General features: G+C 64.7%; 8 protein-coding genes and 5 pseudogenes. 6 read left to right on the plus strand and 7 right to left on the minus strand.

From position 1 onward, the window contains the following. Positions 1 to 635: 635 nt before the first annotated feature. The 4 genes and pseudogenes from ptsP to ACZ5KU_RS04510 all read left to right on the plus strand — a co-directional run. Positions 636 to 3,498: pseudogene (gene ptsP, locus ACZ5KU_RS04495) on the plus strand (phosphoenolpyruvate--protein phosphotransferase). Further along, a complete protein-coding gene (pfkB, locus tag ACZ5KU_RS04500; protein WP_464736873.1) occupies positions 3,498 to 4,439 on the plus strand; it encodes a 1-phosphofructokinase in 942 nt (313 codons plus the stop codon). Before ptsP ends, pfkB begins: the two are co-directional and overlap by 1 nt. 11 nt (positions 4,440 to 4,450) lie before the next feature. Next, positions 4,451 to 6,192 (plus strand): annotated as a pseudogene (locus tag ACZ5KU_RS04505) (PTS fructose-like transporter subunit IIB). Between the two features lie 122 nt (positions 6,193 to 6,314). Continuing rightward, positions 6,315 to 7,848: pseudogene (locus ACZ5KU_RS04510) on the plus strand (alkaline phosphatase D family protein); the annotation flags it as partial. Here ACZ5KU_RS04510 and ACZ5KU_RS04515 read toward each other — a convergent pair. The 3 genes and pseudogenes from ACZ5KU_RS04515 to ACZ5KU_RS04525 form a co-directional block, all read right to left on the minus strand. After that, the gene (locus ACZ5KU_RS04515; protein ID WP_464736874.1) at positions 7,729 to 8,658 is read right to left on the minus strand and encodes a hypothetical protein; all 930 of its coding nucleotides are present in this window, start codon (positions 8,656 to 8,658) and stop codon (positions 7,729 to 7,731) included. The pseudogene ACZ5KU_RS04510 and the gene ACZ5KU_RS04515 sit on opposite strands and share 120 nt — an antisense overlap. Positions 8,659 to 8,882: 224 nt before the next feature. Beyond that, positions 8,883 to 11,407: pseudogene (locus ACZ5KU_RS04520) on the minus strand (PepSY domain-containing protein). A gap of 180 nt (positions 11,408 to 11,587) precedes the next feature. Continuing rightward, on the minus strand, positions 11,588 to 13,867 hold the full coding sequence (locus ACZ5KU_RS04525; protein ID WP_054058520.1) for a TonB-dependent receptor: 2,280 nt from the start codon (positions 13,865 to 13,867) through the stop codon (positions 11,588 to 11,590). 218 nt (positions 13,868 to 14,085) lie between these two features. On the opposite strand from ACZ5KU_RS04525, the gene ACZ5KU_RS04530 reads away from it, so the two are divergent. Both ACZ5KU_RS04530 and ACZ5KU_RS04535 read left to right on the plus strand, forming a co-directional pair. Next, positions 14,086 to 14,766: a Fe2+-dependent dioxygenase gene (locus ACZ5KU_RS04530; RefSeq protein ID WP_054058521.1), complete on the plus strand. Its 681-nt coding sequence runs from the start codon at positions 14,086 to 14,088 to the stop codon at positions 14,764 to 14,766. 3 nt (positions 14,767 to 14,769) lie between these two features. Beyond that, positions 14,770 to 15,557: pseudogene (locus tag ACZ5KU_RS04535) on the plus strand (tetratricopeptide repeat protein). A gap of 191 nt (positions 15,558 to 15,748) precedes the next feature. On the opposite strand, the gene ACZ5KU_RS04540 reads toward ACZ5KU_RS04535, so the two are convergent. The 4 genes from ACZ5KU_RS04540 to ACZ5KU_RS04555 all read right to left on the minus strand — a co-directional run bounded on the left by ACZ5KU_RS04540 (position 15,749) and on the right by ACZ5KU_RS04555 (position 20,100). Continuing rightward, positions 15,749 to 16,912: a type III PLP-dependent enzyme gene (locus tag ACZ5KU_RS04540; RefSeq protein ID WP_054058523.1), complete on the minus strand. Its 1,164-nt coding sequence runs from the start codon at positions 16,910 to 16,912 to the stop codon at positions 15,749 to 15,751. Positions 16,913 to 17,389: 477 nt separating this feature from the next. After that, positions 17,390 to 18,547 (minus strand): osmoprotectant ABC transporter ATP-binding protein OsmV, encoded by a 1,158-nt coding sequence (locus ACZ5KU_RS04545; RefSeq protein ID WP_464736875.1) that lies wholly within the window; start codon positions 18,545 to 18,547, stop codon positions 17,390 to 17,392. Then, complete coding sequence (locus ACZ5KU_RS04550) at positions 18,544 to 19,197, minus strand: ABC transporter permease (RefSeq protein WP_054058525.1); 654 nt, start codon at positions 19,195 to 19,197, stop codon at positions 18,544 to 18,546. Before ACZ5KU_RS04550 ends, ACZ5KU_RS04545 begins: the two co-directional genes overlap by 4 nt. Before the next feature lie 9 nt (positions 19,198 to 19,206). Further along, positions 19,207 to 20,100, minus strand: a complete 894-nt coding sequence (locus tag ACZ5KU_RS04555; RefSeq protein ID WP_464736876.1) for a glycine betaine ABC transporter substrate-binding protein — start codon at positions 20,098 to 20,100, stop codon at positions 19,207 to 19,209. Positions 20,101 to 20,110 lie beyond the last annotated feature (10 nt).

Consider the following 20,110-nt stretch of genomic DNA (forward strand, 5'->3'; position numbering starts at 1 on the left):
CGGCGAGGAACGGCCGGGGTCGCGCCCGACTTTACTGGAGTAAATGAGCATTCCGAGCCGGTTTTTAACGCCGCATAACCAAGTTTCAAGCGATTTCGTACATAGCCTAAAAGCTTTGCGGATAAATCCGGCTCCCACAGGATAGGCGGCGTTCACAAGATTTGTGGCTACCGCCATACCTTGTGGGAGCCAACTGTCTTTAGCTCGCCGCCGATGAGTGGTCAAACAAGCCCATGGGGTCGGCGGTGACTGTGCCGGCCTCTTCGCGGATGGACCGGTGCGCCGGCTCCCACAATGATCGTGCTGAACGCAAATCCTGTGGGCGCCGTCTATCCTGTGGGAGCCGGGTTTATCCGCGAGGTTGTTTAGTGGCCTCACCGCCGCGAAGGCGCCCGCCCATCCCCTATCCCCTCATACAACATCACCCACTGCCAGGGCTTCTACGTCGGACAATAATCGAGTAACGTGTCCTACATTCTGGTTAAACGATTCAGCAAGCGTATTTCCAGGCGATGACGGTCCGTGCCACGGTTCTGCCAAAAGACTGTTGCACCTTTATCCGGCCCGTCCGCCTAAGCTGATTTATCTAAAACAATACCTAGCGCCCAGTCGTGGGGGCTGAATAGGAGAAAGGCATGCTCGAGCTCACCGTAGAGCAGATTTCCATGGGCCAGTCGGCCGTGGACAAATCTGCCGCCCTGCAACTGCTCGCCGATTCACTGGTTGCCGACGGCCTGGTCGCCGAGGGCTATCTCTACGGGCTGCAGGCCCGCGAAGCGCAAGGCTCGACCTTTCTCGGCCAGGGCATCGCCATTCCCACGGTACGCCGCAAACTCGCGAGCTGGTGCACACCACCGGCGTGCGCCTGCTGCAATTCCCCGAGGGCGTGGACTGGGGCGACGGGCAGATCGTCTACCTGGCCATCGGTATCGCGGCAAAATCCGACGAGCACCTGCGCCTGCTGCAACTGCTTACCCGCGCCCTCGGCGAAACCGACCTGGGCCAGGCCCTGCGCCGTGCCAGCAGTGCCGAGGCGCTGTTGAAGCTGCTGCAGGGCGCCCCCAGGAGCTGGCGCTGGATGCGCAGATGATCGGCCTCGGTGTGGTCGCGGAGGACTTCGAGGAACTGGTCTGGCGCGGCGCCCGTCTGCTGCGCCAGGCCGACTGCGTGAGCAACGGCTTCGCCGCGGTGCTGCAGCAGGTCGAGGCCCTGCCGCTGGGCGATGGCCTGTGGTGGCTGCACAGCGAGCAGACGGTCAAGCGCCCCGGCCTGGCTTTCGTCACCCCGGAAAAGCCGATCCGCTACCTCGGCCAGCCGTTGCACGGCCTGTTCTGCCTCGCCAGCCTCGGCGAAGCCCACCAGGCCCTGCTCGAACGGCTTTGCGCGCTGCTGATCGAAGGCCGCGGTCATGAGTTGGGCCGCGCCACCAGCAGCCGTGCGGTACTGGAAGTGCTCGGCGGCGAACTGCCGGCCGACTGGCCGAGCGCGCGCATCGGCCTGGCCAACGCCCACGGCCTGCATGCCCGCCCGGCGAAAGTCCTGGCGCAACTGGCGAAGAGCTTCGAGGGCGACATCCGCGTGCGCATCGTCGATGCGCCGGGCAGCGCCGTCTCGGTGAAAAGCCTGAGCAAGCTGCTCAGCCTCGGTGCCCGGCGTGGCCAGGTGCTGGAGTTCATTGCCGAGCCGACCATTGCCGCCGATGCGCTGCCGGCCCTGCTGGCCGCAGTGGAGGAGGGCCTGGGCGAAGAGGTCGAGCCACTGCCGGAGGTGGCTGTCGTCAGCGCTCCGGTGGAGGATGAGCCGGCCGTGGTCGTGACGGCGCCGTCGGCCAACAGCCAGCTCCCGGCGATTGCCGCCGCACCGGGGATTGCCATCGGCCCGGCCCATGTCCAGGTCGCCCAGGCATTCGACTACCCGCTGCGCGGCCAGTCCGCCGCCGTCGAGCGTCAGCGTCTGCAGCAGGCCCTGGGCGAGGTCCGCAAGGATATCGAAGGGCTCGTCCAGCGCAGCAAGGCCAGGGCGATTCGCGAGATCTTCGTGACCCACCAGGAAATGCTCGACGACCCGGAACTGACCGACGAGGTCGATTCCCGGCTCAAGCTCGGTGAAAGCGCCGAGGCCGGCTGGATGGCGGTGATCGAGGCGGCGGCCCGGCAACAGGAGTCGCTGCAGGATGCCTTGCTGGCCGAACGTGCGGCGGACCTGCGCGATATCGGTCGACGGGTGCTGGCGCAGTTGTGCGGCGTGCAAACCCTGGCCGAGCCGGACGAACCCTATGTGCTGGTGATGGAGGAGGTCGGCCCGTCGGACGTGGCACGCCTGGATCCGGCACGGGTCGCCGGCATTCTCACCGCCCGTGGCGGCGCCACCGCCCACAGCGCGATCGTCGCCCGGGCCCTGGGCATTCCGGCGCTGGTCGGTGCCGGGGCGCAGGTTCTGCTGCTGGCACCGGGCACCACGCTGCTGCTCGATGCCCTGCGTGGCCGCCTGCATGTCGCGCCGGACGAAGCCGCCCTGCAACGCGCCCTCCAGGAGCGCGACACCCGCGAGCAGCGCCTGCGCCTGGCCGCCGAGCAACGTCACGAACCGGCGCTGACCGGTGACGGTCACGCCGTGGAAGTCTTCGCCAATATCGGCGAGAGCGCCGGGGTTACCGGGGCGGTGGAGCAGGGCGCCGAGGGTATCGGTCTGCTGCGCACCGAACTGATCTTCATGGCCCATCCACAGGCACCGGACGAGGCGACCCAGGAAGCCGAGTACCGTCGCGTGCTCGACGGCCTGGGCGGGCGGCCACTGGTGGTGCGTACCCTCGATGTCGGCGGCGACAAACCGCTGCCCTACTGGCCGATCGCCAAGGAGGAAAACCCGTTCCTCGGCGTGCGCGGCATCCGCCTGACCCTGCAACGGCCGCAGATCATGGAGAGCCAGTTGCGCGCGCTGCTGCGTGCCGCCGACAACCGGCCGCTGCGGATCATGTTCCCGATGGTCGGCAGTGTCGCCGAGTGGCGCCAGGCCCGGGACATGACCGAGCGCCTGCGCCGGGAAATCCCGGTGGCCGACCTGCAACTGGGGATCATGATCGAAGTGCCATCGGCCGCGCTGCTGGCGCCGGTGTTGGCAGCCGAGGTGGACTTCTTCAGCGTCGGTACCAACGACCTGACCCAGTACACCCTGGCCATCGACCGTGGTCACCCGACGCTGTCGGCCCAGGCTGATGGCCTGCACCCGGCGGTGCTGCAACTGATCGACATCACCGTGCGTGCGGCCCATGCCCACGGCAAGTGGGTCGGTGTGTGCGGCGAGCTGGCGGCCGACCCGCTGGCGGTGCCGGTGCTCGTTGGCCTCGGCGTCGACGAGTTGAGTGTGGCCGCGCGCAGCATTCCCGAGGTCAAGGCGCGGGTACGCGAACTGGCCCTGCCGGCGGCCCAGGCCCTGGCCCGCTCGGCCCTGGCCGTGGGCAGCGCCGATGAAGTACGTGCTCTGGTGGAGGCGGTGTAATGGCGCGGATTCTGACCCTGACCCTGAACCCGGCACTGGACCTGACCGTGCGACTGGCACGGCTGGAGCCCGGGGAGGTCAATCGCACCTTGTCATTGCTGACCCATGCGGCCGGCAAGGGCGTCAACGTCGCCCAGGTGCTGGCGGACCTCGGCCATCAACTGACCGTGAGCGGCTTTCTCGGCGTCGACAACCCGCAAGCGTTCGAGACGCTGTTTGCCCGGCGTGGCTTTGTCGATGCATTCGTCCGTGTGCCGGGGGAGACCCGCAGCAATATCAAGCTGGCCGAGCATGACGGACGCATCACCGACCTGAACGGGCCGGGCCCGGAGGTCGACGGGCAATCCCAGCAGGCCTTGCTGGACACCCTGGAGCGGATCGCCCCCGGCCATGACGCCGTGGTGGTCGCCGGCAGCCTGCCCCGGGGACTCAGCCCGCAATGGCTGCAGGCGCTGTTGCTGCGTTTGAAGCAACTGGGGCTGAAAGTCGCCCTGGACACCAGTGGCGCAGCCCTGCAGGCCGGGCTGGCCGCGGCGCCGTGGCTGGTCAAGCCCAACACCGAGGAGTTGGCCGAGGTGCTGCAGCGTCCGGTGGAGACGGCGCAGGCGCAGGCCGAGGCGGCTGCCAGCCTGCTGGCCCAGGGCATCGAACACGTGGTGGTGTCCCAGGGGGCCGACGGGGTCAACTGGTTCCAGGCGGCCGAGGCCTGGCATGCCCAGCCACCGAAGGTCGACGTGGCGAGCACTGTCGGTGCCGGCGATTCGTTGCTGGCGGGCATGCTCCACGGGCTGCTCAGCGGCCACCCGGCCCGGCAGACCCTGCGCACCGCCACCGCGGTCGCCGCCCAGGCGGTGACCCAGATCGGTTTCGGTATCGGCGACCGGGCGCAATTGGTACAGCTTGAACGAGGCGTCAGCGTGCACGCCCTGACAGAACAATAAGAGGGTTTGTGATGAACGTAGCCATTGTTACCGCCTGCCCGAATGGCATGGTCACCAGCGTGCTCTGCGCCCGCCTGCTGGAAGCGGCGGCCTTGCGCCTGGGTTGGAGCACCAGCGTCGAAGTGCACGATCCTCGTCACCCCGAGCGCCAGTTGACGGCGGCCACCCTCGCGGCGGCGCAATGGGTGCTGCTGGTCAGCAGCGTGCCGGTGGAGATGTCGCGGTTCGTCGGCAAGCGCGTCTATCAGGTCGCGCCAGCCCAGGCCCTGCAGGATGTCGACGGTGTCCTCAGCCGCGGCGCCGAAGAGGCCAGGGTGCATGTCGCCCCGAGCCGACGCCGGACAGCGCGGCGACCGGCCAACGGGCCGCGCGCCTGGTGGCGGTGACCGCCTGCCCGACCGGCGTGGCCCACACCTTCATGGCGGCCGAAGCGCTGCAACAGTCGGCCAAGCGCCTGGGCTATGAACTGCAGGTGGAAACCCAGGGCTCGGTCGGTGCGCGCAACCCGCTGAGTGCCCAGGCCATTGCCGAGGCCGACGTGGTGTTGCTGGCGGCCGATATCGAAGTGGCCACCGAGCGCTTCGCCGGCAAGAAGATCTACCGCTGCGGTACCGGTATCGCCCTCAAGCAGCCGGATGCCACGCTGAACCGGGCCCTGGCCGAAGGCAAGCCGGAGACCGCGGCGGCGGGTGCCAGCCAGGCGCCGGCCAAGCAGGAGAAGACGGGTGTCTACAAGCACCTGCTGACCGGTGTTTCATTCATGCTGCCGATGGTGGTGGCGGGTGGCCTGCTGATCGCCCTGTCGTTCGTATTCGGCATCACCGCCTTCAAGGAGCCCGGCACCCTTGCCGCGGCGCTGATGCAGATCGGCGGGGAGAGCGCGTTCAAACTGATGGTGCCGCTGCTGGCGGGCTACATCGCCTACTCGATTGCCGACCGTCCGGGCCTGGCGCCGGGCATGATCGGCGGCCTGCTGGCGAGCACCCTGGGAGCCGGTTTCATTGGCGGTATCGTCGCCGGCTTCCTGGCGGGCTACAGCGCCAAGGCGATCAGTCGTTATGCCCGGCTGCCTGTCAGCCTGGAGGCGTTGAAGCCGATCCTGATCATTCCGCTGCTGGCGAGCCTGTTCACCGGGCTGGTGATGATCTATGTGGTCGGCAAGCCGGTGGCCGGGATGCTCGAAGGGCTGACGCATTTCCTCGACAGCATGGGCACCACCAATGCCATTCTGCTCGGCGTGCTGCTGGGCGGGATGATGTGTGTCGACCTCGGCGGGCCGATCAACAAGGCGGCCTACGCGTTCTCGGTCGGGTTGCTGGCATCGCAGAGTTATGCACCGATGGCCGCGACCATGGCCGCCGGCATGGTGCCGCCGATCGGCCTGGGCATCGCCACGCTGATCGCCCGGCGCAAGTTCGCCCAGAGCGAGCGCGAGGCGGGCAAGGCGGCGTTCGTGCTTGGCCTGTGCTTCATCTCCGAGGGGGCGATCCCGTTTGCCGCCAAGGACCCGCTGCGGGTGATTCCGGCGAGCATCGCCGGTGGGGCACTGACCGGTGCCCTGTCGATGTACTTCGGCTGCAAGCTGATGGCGCCCCATGGCGGGCTGTTCGTGATGCTGATTCCGAATGCGATCAACCACGCCTTGCCCTACCTGCTGGCGATCATTGCCGGCAGCCTGCTGACAGCAGTGGTCTATGCCGTGCTGAAGCGGCCGGAAGCGGTGGAGCTGGTCGCGGAGCCGGCGCAGGCCTGATCCACATCGGTATCACCGATCGTTCCCACGCTCTGCGTGGGAACGATCAGGAGCCGGGTGTCACACCTCTTTCATTCCCTGCAGCTAAGTTCAGCGTTTGGCTTTATTTCAGGGAGTGCACCATGAGCGATTTCAATCTCGGACGCCGTCGTGTCATGCAGGCCGTGGGTGCCGGCATTCTCCTGCCGGGCCTGGCCCCGGCGGTGATCGCTTCGGTCAAGGATCGTCCGCAACTGACCGATGGCGTGCAGTCCGGCGACCTGCAGGGCGACAAGGCGATCGTCTGGAGCCGCACCGACCGCCCGGCGCGGATGGTGGTGGAGTGGGACACCCGCAGCGTGTTCAGCAACCCGCGGCGCTTCGTCTCGGCGCTGGCCGACGCCCGTACCGACTTCACCGCCCGGGTCGAGCTCAGCGGCTTGCCGGTCGACCAGGCGATCTTCTACCGGGTACGTTTCGAAGACGCCCAGACCGGCGTCTCCAGCGAGCCGTGGTTCGGTCACCTGCGCAGCGTGCCGCAACAACGCCGCGACATCCGTTTCGTCTGGAGTGGCGACACCGTCGGCCAAGGCTTCGGCATCAACCCCGACATCGGCGGCATGCGCATCTATGAAGCCATGCGCCTGCGCCTGCCGGACTTCTTTATCCACAGCGGCGACACCATCTATGCCGACGGTCCGATCCCGGCGCAGATCACCACGGAAAGCGGGCGCATCTGGCGCAACATCACCACCGAGGCCAAGAGCAAGGTCGCCGAAACCCTCGACGAGTTTCGCGGCAACTACCGCTATAACCTGATGGACGACAACCTGCGGCGGTTCAACGCCGAGGTGCCGCAGATCTGGCAATGGGACGACCATGAGGTGACCAACAACTGGTCGCCGAGCAAGCAACTGGACGAGCGCTACAAGAACAAGGCTATCCACAGCCTGGTCGGGCCCGCGCGCCAGGCCTGGCTGGAATACGCGCCGCTGCGCCGGCAACTGGCCGACGGCGGTGGGCGGATCTACCGCAGGCTCGGCTATGGGCCGATGCTCGATGTGTTCGTGCTCGACATGCGCAGCTACCGTGGACCGAACGATGACAACCTCGGCGCGGAAAAGGCCTTTCTCGGTCGTGAACAACTGGAATGGCTCAAGCGTGAACTCAAGGGATCCCGGGCGCAGTGGAAGGTTATCGCCGCCGACATGCCCATCGGCCTGGGCGTGCCGGATGGCGAGGTCAGCCCCGGGGCCGCGCTGGGAGGCGATTGCCAACGGTGAGCCGGGCCCGGCCCAGGGGCGTGAACTGGAGGTCGCCGAACTGCTCGGCTACCTGCGTGCGCAAAAGGTCCACAACACGGTCTGGTTGACCGCGGATGTGCACTATTGCGCCGCGCACCACTACCACCCGGACCGTGCCGCGTTCCAGGATTTCGAGCCGTTCTGGGAGTTCGTCGCCGGGCCGCTGAACGCCGGCAGCTTCGGGCCCAACGTGCTGGACAAGACCTTCGGCCCACGGGTGGTGTTCCAGAAGGCGCCAGCGGTGCAGAACAGTTCACCGTTCGCCGGTTTCCAGTTTTTCGGCGAGGTGAATATCGACGGCCAGAGCGGCGAGATGAGTGTGGTGCTGCGGGATCTGGATGGGGTGGCGGTGTTCGAGCAGAAGCTGCAGCCGGTCTGAAGCCGGCTGCAAGGGGGGCACAAAAATCAACACGGGTTTACAGTGCTGGGTTGGCGTGCCTCTATTGGAGGAAAGTGCGGATATGGTGCAGTTCAGCTGACTTGACCGTGGCAAAGGGTTGGGGGGATCATTCCGCCACTGCTTTTCAAGGAGGGCTCTCTCGTGTTGAAAACAATCGAGTCGCTTAGACTCTTCGGGGTTCATATGGTCTGATACAAACGCAATTATCTTTTTCTCGGCCATCGCAAAAATCTTTTCGCGCAAGACTGGATGCTTAAAGATATGTGCGTGCTCCCTGAGTATTAAATCTTTCAAGGGGTTTAACAGGGGGTTGGCGCCGCTGCCTGCCCCTCTGGGCACAAAGACACCTTGCTTGTTCGCTTCTCCCGGCAAGCCGACTTTCCAGGCCAAACGGCCTAGTTGCTGCTTGAAACTGAGCGCCTGGTCGGATGGCATCTTTTGCTTGTCGACCAGTTTTTCACAGTTGTCATGGATCAGCGTAAAGCACCCCGCAACCAACTCCTCGCGATTTTTGGGGTCTGTCGGATCTATTTGATCTTTGAGATTGGCGACCGCCCTATCGACCATTTTGTTGATGTCGGGCCTCGGTAACAGCAGGTATGAGTATACCTCCGAGGGTCTTTCGTTTGGGGCGGGAGCAGAGCGAGTGAGTGTTCCAAGTTGCATTGAGCCAGATTTGTTGGATACAGATTGCACCCCATCTCCCACTCTGCAGGCCCCACCTTTTACCAACTTGCCGGTATCGTTCACAGACGAACGAACCGTTGCTGTTATACCGAGCATCCTACTTAACCTTTATCTTTGTCGTGCCGAACGCACGACAGGGAAGTGTATTTAAGGGATGTCAATCAGGTCGGGCTTATCAAAAAGGCTCAAGCGGGAAACTATCCTGTCCATTGTTCGGAGGTTGGGACGTCGGCTACGACCGGAGTCCCGTCGGTCTCACATCAGTTATCGAAGTGCCTGCCGTCAGAGTCTCTGACGGCACGGATAGGAAGGGCGAGCGTTTAGTAGACATCCCGGCGATAGCGCCCCTGCTCGATCAGCCGTTCGACCTGTTCGGCACCGAGCAGCTCCACCAGGGTCTGGTCGACGCCGGAGGCCATTCCCTGCAGGCTGCCGCAGATGTAGATCGCCGCGCCTTCGGCGAGCCAGCGGCGCAGTTCGTCCGCAGCCTCCCGCAGGCGATCCTGCACGTAGACCTTGGCCTGCTGGTCGCGGGAGAACGCCAGGTCCAGGCGAGCGAGATCCCCCCGGGCCAGCCAACCCTGCAGCTCCTCCCGGCAGTAGAAGTCATGGGCCTGGTTGCGTTCGCCGAACAGCAGCCAGTTGCGTTGTTCACCGTCGGCGATGCGTGCCTTGAGCAGGCTGCGCAGTCCGGCCAGGCCGGTGCCATTGCCCAGCAGGATCAGCGGGCACGGTGCCTCCGGCAGATGGAAGCCGCTGTTGCGCCGCAGCCGCAGGCTGATGGCGGCGCCCAGGGCCGCATGTTCGGTCAGCCAGCCGGAACCCAGGCCAAGGCTGCCATCGGCGTGCCGCTCCTGGCGTACCAGCAGTTGCAGTTCGCCGTCGCTGGCGATGGAGGCAATCGAATACTCGCGTTGCGCCAGTGGCACCAGCGCATCGACCAGCGCCTGGGCATGCAGGCCGACCAGGTGCCCGCGATGGTCCGGGAGCTGGCGGCTGGCCAGGGCCTGGGCGAGGGTTTCCGAGAGGCCGTCGAGCTGCACCGGGCTGGCGGCATCGAGGCCCAGGCCACCGAGGAAATGCGCGACCGCGGCGCTGCTCTGGCGTGGCAGGACTTCCACCAGGTCACCGGCTTGCCAGGTGCTTGGTGTGGGCGCGGTCAGGCTGAGCAGGTAGACCCCGGAGCCGCTGCTGCCCGGGTTGAGCAGTTCGCGCCGGCTGAGGGTCCAGTTGTCGAAGCGCGGCGCCTGCCAGGCCGCCACGGGCGCAGCACCGGTGACCTGGCTGAGCTGCTGTTGCCAGTAGCGCAGCGCGTACGGGTCGCCGCTGTCGACCTCCACCGGAGCGAACAGCGTCTGGCCGCCACGGGCGTCGAGCCAGTGGTGCAGGCGCCGGGCGAAGCCGCAGAAGTTCGGGTACTGGCGGTCCCCGAGTGCCAGGACCGCATAGTTCAGGTCATCGAGGGCCAGGGCCTGGCCGAGCACCTTGCGCTCGAAGCCGCGGGCGCTGTCCGGCGCTTCGCCGTCGCCAAAGGTGCTGACGACGAACAAGGCATGGCGTGACTCGCACAGTTGCCGTTCGCCGACTTCGGCCAGAGGCTGGACCCGTACCGACAGGCCTGCCCCTGCAACTGGCCGGCGGTCTGCCAGGCCAACTGTTCGGCGAAACCGCTCTGGCTGGCGAAACCCACCAGCCAGTCGCAGGCGTTGTCGCCGTTCTGGCCGAGTCCTTCGCGGGCCTTTTTCACCGCCTGTTTCTTGCGTCGTCGATCCAGGTACAGCAGCCAGCCGGTGACGAAGAACAGGGGCATGGTCAGGCTGGATACCGTCAGCAGGATCCGTCCGGTGACACCGAAATAGCTGCCGACATGCAGCGCGTAGATGCTGGTCAGCAGTTGCGCCTTGAGGCTTTTGTCGGCGTAGCGGAAGTGCTCGCGGATGGTACCGGTGGCCGGATCCAGGTTGATCTGGTTGAGGGCGCGATCGTGGGGCGAGTCCTGCAGCATGTAGTACACGGTGGCCGGCTGGCCGGCCACCGGTGGCATGCGGATGTTGTAGGCGCTGAGGCCGGGGCCGGCAGCCTGGCGGATGCTGGCCCAGATCGCGTCGTAGTCGGCGCTGGGCGCCGGGCCTGCCGGTGCCGGGCCACGGCCGCCCCGGCGCTGCTGGGCCGGGGAGTCGGACATCAGTTTGTTCAGGCCGTTGGCGTACCACTCGTAGGACCAGTACAGGCCGGTCAGTGCCGACAGCAGGTAGAACACCAGGCACCAGGTGCCGGCCACCGAGTGCAGGTCCCAATTGAAGGCACGGCCCTTTTTCGCCCAGTCGAGGGTCAGCCAGGCGCGCCAGTCGAGGGCCTGGCGCGGCCAGCGCAGGTACAGGCCGGACAGGCAGAAGAACACCAGCATCAGGGTGCAGGCCCCGGTGATCTGGCGGCCGGTATCGCCCATGGCGAGGAACCGGTGCAGTTGCAGCATCAGGTTGAAGAAGTCCTGGCCGACGGCGTCGCCCAGGTAGTCGCCGGTATAGGGGTCGAAGTAGCGCAGTTGCCCGCGACGTTCCCCCGGCGGGGCGGTGAAGAACACCCGTGCGGCCTCGTCACCGTGGGGCTCGACCCACAGCATCGCAACACGCTTGCCCTCGGTGGCCTCGAGCTTGCGTACCAGCTCGGCAGGGGGCAGGGCCTCATGGTCGGGGACCTCGACCTGCAGCACCGAGGGGTTGAGCAGGCGCAGCAGTTCGTCCTGGAAGGACACCACGGCACCGGTGATGCCCATGAAGGCCAGCACCAGCCCGGCGGTGATGCCGAACAGCCAATGCAGTTGGAACAGTGTTTTTTTCAACACGATGACCGCCTTGCTCAATCAAACCGATTCTTCACGGCGCGCATTATGCCGTGTGTGCGAATGCGACAAATTCATATTGGTTAGCTTTTTACAAATATTGCGCTACACAGCGCTACAACGGACCTGACGCACGAAAGCCCCGCTCACGGGCATGAGCGGGGCTTGCGGCTACGCATCCACCTAGAAGTGGAAGCTGGTGGTCAACAGGGCGGTACGACCGGGCGCCTGGTTGGCGAAGTGGGTCGAGAAGGCCTTGTCGTAATAGGTCTCGTTGGTCAGGTTCTGCACGTTGAGTTGCAGGTCGATGTTCCGGGTCAGCTTGTACGCGGCCATGGCGTCGTAACGGGTGTAGGACGGCACGTAGACGGTGTTGCCGGCATCGCCGTAGACCTGGTCGACATAGAAGGCGCCGCCGCCGAGGGTCAGCTTGGGCATGACCTCGTAGGTGGTCCACAGGCTGAAGCTGTTCTTCGGCGTGTTCGGCATCTGGTTGCCGCTGGCCTGGGCGGCACCGGCGGTGACCGCACCGTTGCGACCGGTCAGGCCGGCGTCGACCAGTTCACTCTTGAGGTAGCTGTAGCCGGCGAACACCTGCCACTTGTCGGTGATCTTGCCGCTGGCCGACAGCTCCACGCCGTCAACCCGGGATTCGCCGGCGTTCTGGTAGATGTTCTGGGCGACCAGGATCCGGGTGTTTTCCTTCTCGGTGCGGAAGATCGCCGCGGTCAGGGACAGGCGGTCGTGGAACACGTCCCACTTGGTGCCCAGCTCGTAGTTGGTGGTGGTTTCCGGTTCCAGGTCGCTTTTGAGCACAAGGTTGTTGCCGGCGGTCAGCGGGTTGCCGTCGCTGCCCTGGCCGAGCATTGCGCCTGGTGGCGTGGCCGAGGTGGCGTAGGACACATAGATGCTGCCGTTTTCCACCGGTTTCCACACCAGGCCGCTCTGCCAGTTCCAGAAATGGCTGTCGTTACTGGTCTTGCCGGTCGTGGTGTTTTTGGCCTCGGTCTTGAACGAGTCATAGCGCAGGCCGACGTTGAGCTGCCATTTCGGGTCCAGCTCGATGGTGTCGAAGGCGTAGGCCGCGCGGGTGTCGCCGGTGGTGTCGGTGCCCGCGTAGTTGCGGGTGATGGCGCCGGTCCAGGCATCGTTCGGATTCGGGTTGCTCAGCGAAGTACAGCTCGGTGTCGTGCCCGGGTTGCAGACCTTGGCGGTGTTGCCTGCCACGTTGTAGCTGCTGACCTGGCTTTCCTCGCGGCTGAATTCGACACCGGTGGAGTAGCTGTGCTTCATGCCCAGCAGTTGGAAGTTGCCGAACAGGTCGGTCTGGTTGGTGGTGGTCTCGGTGTTCGACACCATGGTGTTGGCGCGGCGCCAGACGGTGCCGTAGCGGTTCACGTTGAATTTGCTGTCGTCCGGCTGGGTCAGGATGTAGTCCTGGCCGGTGTTGCCGTGACGCAGGGTGTTCTTGAGGGTCATCGCATCGTTCAGGTCGTGCTCGAAGGCGAAAGTGCTGATGTCGGTGCGGGTCTTGCGGAAGTCGCGGTCCTTCAGGCCGTAGAAGTTGCTGCTGTCGCCGCCGTCGTTCGGTTTGTCGTGGACGTGGGCGGTGGCGGTCGCCGAACCGTAGCCGTAGGGAATGCCCGAGTCCGGCAGGTCGTCGCTCTGCATGTGGTAGTAGCTGAGGTTCACGCGGGTGTCGGTGCCCAGGCCGAAGCTCAGCGAGGGGGCGACGCCCCAGCGGTCGTAGTTGATCGAGTCGCGGCCGGCGACGTTCTGCTCGTGGCTCATCAGGTTCAGGCGGAACGCGGCGCTGTCGAGGAACTGACGGTTGACGTCGAGGACGTAGCGGCGGGTCTGATCGGAGCCGTAGGTGAAGCCGCCGTTGGTGAAATCGGCCTGCTTGGGCTGCTTGCTGACCAGGTTCAGGCTGCCGCCGGCGGAGCCGCGGCCACCGAAGGAGGAGTTGGGGCCCTTGCTCACCTCGATCGATTCGATATCGAAGATTTCCCGCGATTGCGCGCCGGTGTCGCGCACGCCATCGACGTAGGTATCACCCTGGGCATCGAAGCCACGGATGAACGGCCGATCGCCCTGCGGGTTGCCGCCTTCGCCGGCGCCGAAGGTGATGCCCGGGACAGTGCGCAGGGCATCCTGCAGCGAGGTGGCGGCGGTGTCCTTCAACACCTGCTGCGGCACCACGGTGACCGAGCGCGGGGTGTCGACCAGGGGCGCGGTGTACTTCTGCGAAGAAGCCTTTTCGACCTGATAGGAGGTTGACTCCTGGGCTTCGCCTGTCACGTTGGTGGCACCGAGCGAGAGCACGTTGCGCTGAGCCTTGCTGTCGGTTTCCTCGGCCGCCTGGGCCAGGTGCGCAGCCGAGGTGGCGGTGATGGCCATGCCGATCGCCGAGGCGAGCAGACGTGGTGAACCGTTCGGTATTTGTCGTTGTTGGCGTGACATCGGAAGTGCCCTCCCCAGGGTTTTGAGGCGGCGGAATATAGGGTAAACAAGTATTTGTATCAATTGAGATAAATTGCTATTCGCAGATAATTTACATTCTTTACAAATTTTCCTTACGGTTTTTACGCTCTCGTTCGTCGGCGTTGCCGAACGGCGTTTTACAGGTCCAATAAGAATCAAATACCATTGCGATAATTTCTCTTTAAGGTATCGCCCTCATGCTGTTGCACATCCCTGGCGTGTTCTCCCGCGAAGAGGTGCTGCGCATTCGCGAGGCGCTGGAACAGGCCGATTGGGCCGATGGCAAGGTCACCGCGGGGTATCAGTCGGCCAAGGCCAAGCACAACCTGCAACTGTCCGAAGGGCATCCGCTGGCCAAGGAGATCGGTGCGGCGATGCTGGAACGGCTGTGGAAAAACCCGCAGTTCATGTCCGCGGCGCTGCCGCACAAGGTGTTCCCGCCACTACTGAACTGCTACACGGCGGGCGGCAGTTTCGACTTTCATATCGACAACGCGGTACGCCAGCCCAGGGGCAATCCGGAGCGGGTGCGTACCGACCTGTCGTCCACGCTGTTCTTCAGTGACCCGGACGAGTACGACGGTGGCGAGCTGGAGATCCAGGACACCTACGGCACGCGGCAGGTCAAGTTACCGGCCGGTGACCTGGTGCTCTACCCGGGCACCAGCCTGCACAAGGTCAACGCGGTAACGCGTGGGGCACGGTATGCGGCGTTCTTCTGGACCCAGAGCCTGGTCCGCGAGGACAGCCAGCGCACCCTGCTGTTTGACATGGACAATGCGATCCAGAGCCTGACCCGTGACGTGCCCGATCACCCGGCCCTGATCCAGCTGACCGGTACCTATCACAACCTGCTGCGTCGCTGGGTCGAGGTGTAGGCGATGGGCTTTCAGTTGCGCCGCGAAGAAGTGCTCGATGGCGAGTCGTTGAAGGCCATGCTGGAGGAGAATCCGGCCCGCGCCGCGCAGGCCATTCTGCTGGCGGCCGGCGAGGGGATCGTCGAGGCCCAGGCGCTGCTGGGGCAGATTCTCCTGCAGGGGCAGGGCATCGAGCAGGACCCGGCGCTGGCCGTGCGCTGGTTCGGCATCGCCGCCAACGCCGGTCACGCGATGGCGCGCAACATGCTTGGACGTTGTCATGAGCATGGCTGGGGTTGCGAGGCCGACGCCCGGCAGGCGGCACGGCATTATCGGATGGCTGCCCAGGCCGGTCTGGATTGGGGCCTGTACAACTATGCCAACCTGCTGGCGACCGGGCGTGGGGTGGCCGAGGATCAGGTCCAGGCGCTGGCGTGTTACCGGCGTGCCGCCGAGAGGGGGCATGCCAAGTCGATGAATCTGCTTGGGCGTTATCTGGAGGATGGACGGTTCTGTCCGGCCGACCCGGCGGCGGCCCATGGGTGGTATCGGCGTTCGGCCGAGGCGGGCGATTTTCGCGGGCAGTTCAGCCATGGGGCGGTGCTCGCCGATCAGGGCCAGGTCGAGGCGGCCCGGCAGTGGCTGGAGCGGGCATTGGAGGGGGCAATCTGAAGTTTCTCCGGGTCAGTCGCCAGGCGCTGCTGGCGGCCCGTGATCCGACGATTCGGGCGATGGCCCTGGCCTATCACCAAAGGGCGGCTGAGCTGGGTGATGAAAGCGACCGCGCTGCCTTGCAGGCCTTTCAGGGATAGCACTGTTTCCCTGTTTGCGAGCAAGGCTTGAGGGCCTCTTCGCGGGCAAGCCCGCTCCCACAGGTTGTGTAACTTGTAGGAGCGGGCTTGCCCGCGAAGAGGCCAGTCGGTCCTTGCACATGGCCATGGAGGCCCACAAACAAAAAAGCCCGTGACGAGCACGGGCCTTTGGGTCTCGCAGGGGCGAGCAGTTACACGTAGAACGATTTCAGCGGTGGGAAACCGTTGAATTCGACGGCGCTGTAGCTGGTGGTGTAGGCACCGGTGGACAGCCAGTACAGGCGGTCGCCGGCAGCCAGGTTCAGGGGCAGGCCGTACTTGTAGTTCTCGTACATGATGTCGGCGCTGTCGCAGGTCGGACCGGCGATCACCACTTCTTCCACTTCACCGTTCTTCTCGGTCCAGATCGGGAACTTGATCGACTCGTCGGTGGTTTCGATCAGGCCGGAGAACTTGCCCACGTCGGTGTAGACCCAACGCTCCACGGCAGTACGCGACTTGCGCGCCACCAGCACCACTTCACTGACCAGGATACCGGCGTTGGCGATCAGCGAACGGCCCGGCTCCAGGATGATTTCCGGCAGGTCGTCACCGAAGTCTTCCTTGAGGAAACGGATGATTTCCTCGGCATAGGTTTCCAGGCTGTTGGTACGGGTGATGTAGTTGGCCGGGAAGCCGCCACCCATGTTGATCAGCTTGAGTTCGATGCCGTCTTCTTCCTTCAGGCGTTCGAAGATCACCTTGACCTTGGCGATCGCCGCATCCCACACGCTGATGTCGCGCTGTTGCGAACCGACGTGGAAGGACACGCCGTAAGGCACCAGGCCCAGGTCGCGGGCGAGGATCAGCAGGTCCATGGCCATGTCGGTCTGGCAGCCGAACTTGCGCGACAGCGGCCAGTCGGCCGTGGTCGAGCCTTCGGTGAGGATCCGCACGTAGACTTTCGAGCCCGGAGCGGCCTTGGCGATGTTGCGCAGGTCGGCTTCCGAGTCGGTGGCGTACAGGCGCACGCCCTTCTCGTAGAAGTAGCGGATGTCCCTGGATTTTTTGATGGTGTTGCCGTAGCTGATGCGGTCGGCGCTGACGCCCTGACCCATCACTTTGTCCAGTTCGTAGATCGAGGCGATGTCGAAGCTCGAACCCTTCTGGTTCAGGAGGTCGATGATCTCGACCGCCGGGTTGGCCTTGACCGCGTAGTAGACCTTGGCGAATTCGAAACCGGCCCGCAGGTCATCATAGGCCTGGGCGATCATCTGGGTATCGATGACCACGAACGGGGTTTCCTGCTTGTCGGCGAATGCCTTCATTTTCTTGAAAGTATCGCGCGCGAAATAGTCTTCGACCTGGATCGACATACGTGGGGGACTCCTAGTGGCAAACGTGAGTTATCAATGGGTGCAAATGAACGTCCTCCGTATCCCCACTTTGGTTCGCCTACTTCCCAAGGCATTGCCGCCGAAAGCAAAAAGGCCATGGGATCAACCGCTTCCCTTGGCCTCGCTGTCTCGTCGTCAGTACTTGAGCCGGATGGATCGTTTCCAGCATGGACGTTCGGCGCGAACTTTAGGACTTGAGGGGCTTTAGATCAACTAAAAATGTCGCGTTTTTGCATGCGTTCGTCGCGTGACCCGGATCAGCCATCTATTTAACCGACCCGGATGACAGTCTGATGTTCCCCTTCAGTGACCGATGGTTTACGTCTAGCCCCGCCTGTATCACCACGCAGGTCAGGTAGGAGCCGGGCTTGCCCGCGAATGGGCCCTCAAGATCGCCAAAGGCTTCGCGGGCAAGCCCGGCTCCTACAGGGGGCGGCGGTGAAGCAGGGGGCGTGCTCAGGCCTCGACCAGTTCCGCCGGCGAGACGATGCTGGTCTTGGCCCCGCGCGAACGCCCGGAACTCAGGTAGGCGGCGATCGATTCCTGGGTCACTTCGCCGAGGAATACCCGCTCGGCATCCAGTACCGGCAGCCACGCCCGGTTGAACTCGTACATGCGCGACAGCAGGATGCGCAGGTGTTCGTCGTAGGCGGCGGTGGCGTTGAACTCGCGCAGGAACTGGCCGCAGTCGCCACTCTGGCGGTGCAGGTCGCGGCGGCGCACGTAGCCCAGGGCCTTGTTGTCGGCGTCGGTGACCACCACGTAGCGACGGTCATGCTCGTCCATCAGGTCCAGGGCCTCGGCCACCGGCGTTTGCGGGCTGACCGACGGCGCGTTGTCCGCGGCATCTTCGGCCTTGACCAGCAGCAGGCGCTTGAGGGTGCTGTCCTGGCCAACGAAGTGGCTGACGAACTCGTCCGCCGGGTGCGCCAGCAGGGTGTCGGGGTGGTCGATCTGAATCAGCTTGCCGCCACGGAAGATGGCGATCTTGTCGCCGAGCTTGAGGGCTTCGTCGATGTCGTGGCTGACCATGATCACGGTCTTGTTCAGCGCCCGCTGCATTTCGAAGAACTCGTTCTGGATCATTTCCCGGTTGATCGGGTCGACCGCGCCGAACGGCTCGTCCATCAGCAGCAGCGGTGCCTCCGCCGCCAGCGCGCGGATCACGCCGATGCGCTGCTGCTGGCCGCCGGACAGTTCCCGTGGATAACGATGCAGGTACTGCTTGGGTTCGAGCTTGATCATGTTCATCAGCTCGCGGGCCCGCTCGTGGCATTTGTGCTTGTCCCAGCCGAGCAGGCGCGGGACCACGGTGATGTTTTCCTCGATGGTCATGTTCGGGAACAGACCGATCTGCTGGATCACGTAGCCGATGTTGCGGCGCAAGGTCACTTCGTCCAGGGCGGTGGTGTCCTCGCCGTTGATCAGTACCTTGCCCGAGGTCGGCACGATCAGCCGGTTGATCATTTTCAGCGTGGTGCTCTTGCCGCAACCGGACGGGCCGAGAAAGACGCAGATCTCGCCTTCGTTGACGGTCAGGCTGACGGAGTCGACGGCCTTGACCGCCTTGCCATTGCTTTGAAAGGTCTTGCTCAGGTCTTGAAGTTCGATCATTTCAGGAGTCCTTTTGGAGTCAATGTGCGTTGCAGGCGCTGCAGCAGCAGGTCGGCGACGATGGCCAGGACGCTGACCAGCACCGCGCCGACCAGCAGCATCGACATGTCGCTGCGGCTGATGGCCGCCAGGATGAGTACGCCGAGGCCGCCGGCGCCGATGGTGGCGGCGATGGTCATGACGCCGATGTTCATGACCACGGCGGTGCGCACGCCGGCGAGGATCACCGGCACGGCGATCGGCAGCTCGACCATGCGCAGGCGCTGGCCGAAGGTCATGCCGATGCCGCGGGCCGCCTCGCGGATACCCGGTTCGACGCCGGTCAGCGCCAGGTAGGTGTTGCGCATGATCGGCAGCAGGGAATAGAGGAACACCGCGGTGATCGCCGGCAGCGGGCCGAGGCCCTGGCCGAATTTCGAGTAGAACGGCAGCAGTAGGCCGAACAGCGCGATCGACGGAATGGTCAGCAGCACCGTGGCGCTGGCCTGCAGGGGGCCGGCCAGGGTCGGGAAGCGGGTCATCAGCACGCCCAGCGGCACGCCGAAGACGATGGCCAGGCTCACCGCGATGCCGACCAGGGTGATGTGCTGCCCGGTCAGGTGCAGCACCTGTGACCAGTCCAGATGGGAAAAGGCGTTGAGAAAGTCCATGTCTTCTCCTCAGTGGATGGGGTGTTGGCGCAGGAAGTCGGCGGCCACGGCGGAGGGGCTCTCATGGCCGACGTCGACCCGGGCGTTGAGCTGGCGCATGGTTTCGTCGTCGAACAGCTCGGCCAGCGGCTTGAGGTTGGCGGCCAACTGCGGGTTGGCGTCGAGGACGGCCTGGCGTACCACCGGTGCGGCGGTGTAGTCCGGGAAATAATGCCTGTCGTCTTCCAGCAGCTTGAGCTTGAAGGCGTTCAGCCGGCCGTCGGTGGTGTAGACCAGGCCGGCGAACACCTGGCTGTTGCGCAGGGCGGTATAGACCAGCCCGGCGTCCATCTGGCGGATGGTGCGGCGGTCGAGGTTCATGCCGTACAGCTTGACCATGCCGGCCAGGCCGTCGGAGCGGTTGGCGAACTCGGTGTCCAGAGCCACCAGGTGATGCGCGTCGGCCTCATTGCGCAGCACCTCGGTCAACTGGCTGATGCTGTTGATCTGCGGATACTGCTGCGCCACTTTCTGCGGCAGGGCCAGGGCGTAGGTGTTGCTGAACTTCGACGGAGTGAGCCAGACCAGGCCCTTTTTCGCGTCGAGTTCCTTGACCCGGGCGTAGGACTGTTCGCTGTCGAGCTTTTCCGTCACATGGTTGTAGGCCACCAGCGATACGCCGGTGTATTCCCAGAGCAGATCCAGTTGCCCGCTTTCGTGGGCGCTGCGGGCCAGGTTGCTGCCCAGGCCGCCGGTGACCTGTGTGTCGTAGCCCTTGCTGCGCAGGTATTGCGAGGTGATCTCGGCGAGCAGGGTCTGCTCGGTGAACACCCGGGCGCCGATACGGATCAGCGGTTTGTCGGCGGCCTGGGCCGTGCCCGCGAACAGCAGGGCGCAGGCGAGGAGAATGCAGAGTCTTTTCATGTCGTTTCCT

It is taken from the genome of Pseudomonas sp. Tof1 (genome assembly GCF_055390395.1).

Coding starts and splice junctions, on each gene's coding strand:
- pfkB (WP_464736873.1), top strand. CDS start 3,498: ATGGCGCGGATTCTGACCCTGACCCTGAACCCGGCACTGGACCTGACC.
- ACZ5KU_RS04515 (WP_464736874.1), bottom strand. CDS start 8,658: ATGCTCGGTATAACAGCAACGGTTCGTTCGTCTGTGAACGATACCGGC.
- ACZ5KU_RS04525 (WP_054058520.1), bottom strand. CDS start 13,867: ATGTCACGCCAACAACGACAAATACCGAACGGTTCACCACGTCTGCTC.
- ACZ5KU_RS04530 (WP_054058521.1), top strand. CDS start 14,086: ATGCTGTTGCACATCCCTGGCGTGTTCTCCCGCGAAGAGGTGCTGCGC.
- ACZ5KU_RS04540 (WP_054058523.1), bottom strand. CDS start 16,912: ATGTCGATCCAGGTCGAAGACTATTTCGCGCGCGATACTTTCAAGAAA.
- ACZ5KU_RS04545 (WP_464736875.1), bottom strand. CDS start 18,547: ATGATCGAACTTCAAGACCTGAGCAAGACCTTTCAAAGCAATGGCAAG.
- ACZ5KU_RS04550 (WP_054058525.1), bottom strand. CDS start 19,197: ATGGACTTTCTCAACGCCTTTTCCCATCTGGACTGGTCACAGGTGCTG.
- ACZ5KU_RS04555 (WP_464736876.1), bottom strand. CDS start 20,100: ATGAAAAGACTCTGCATTCTCCTCGCCTGCGCCCTGCTGTTCGCGGGC.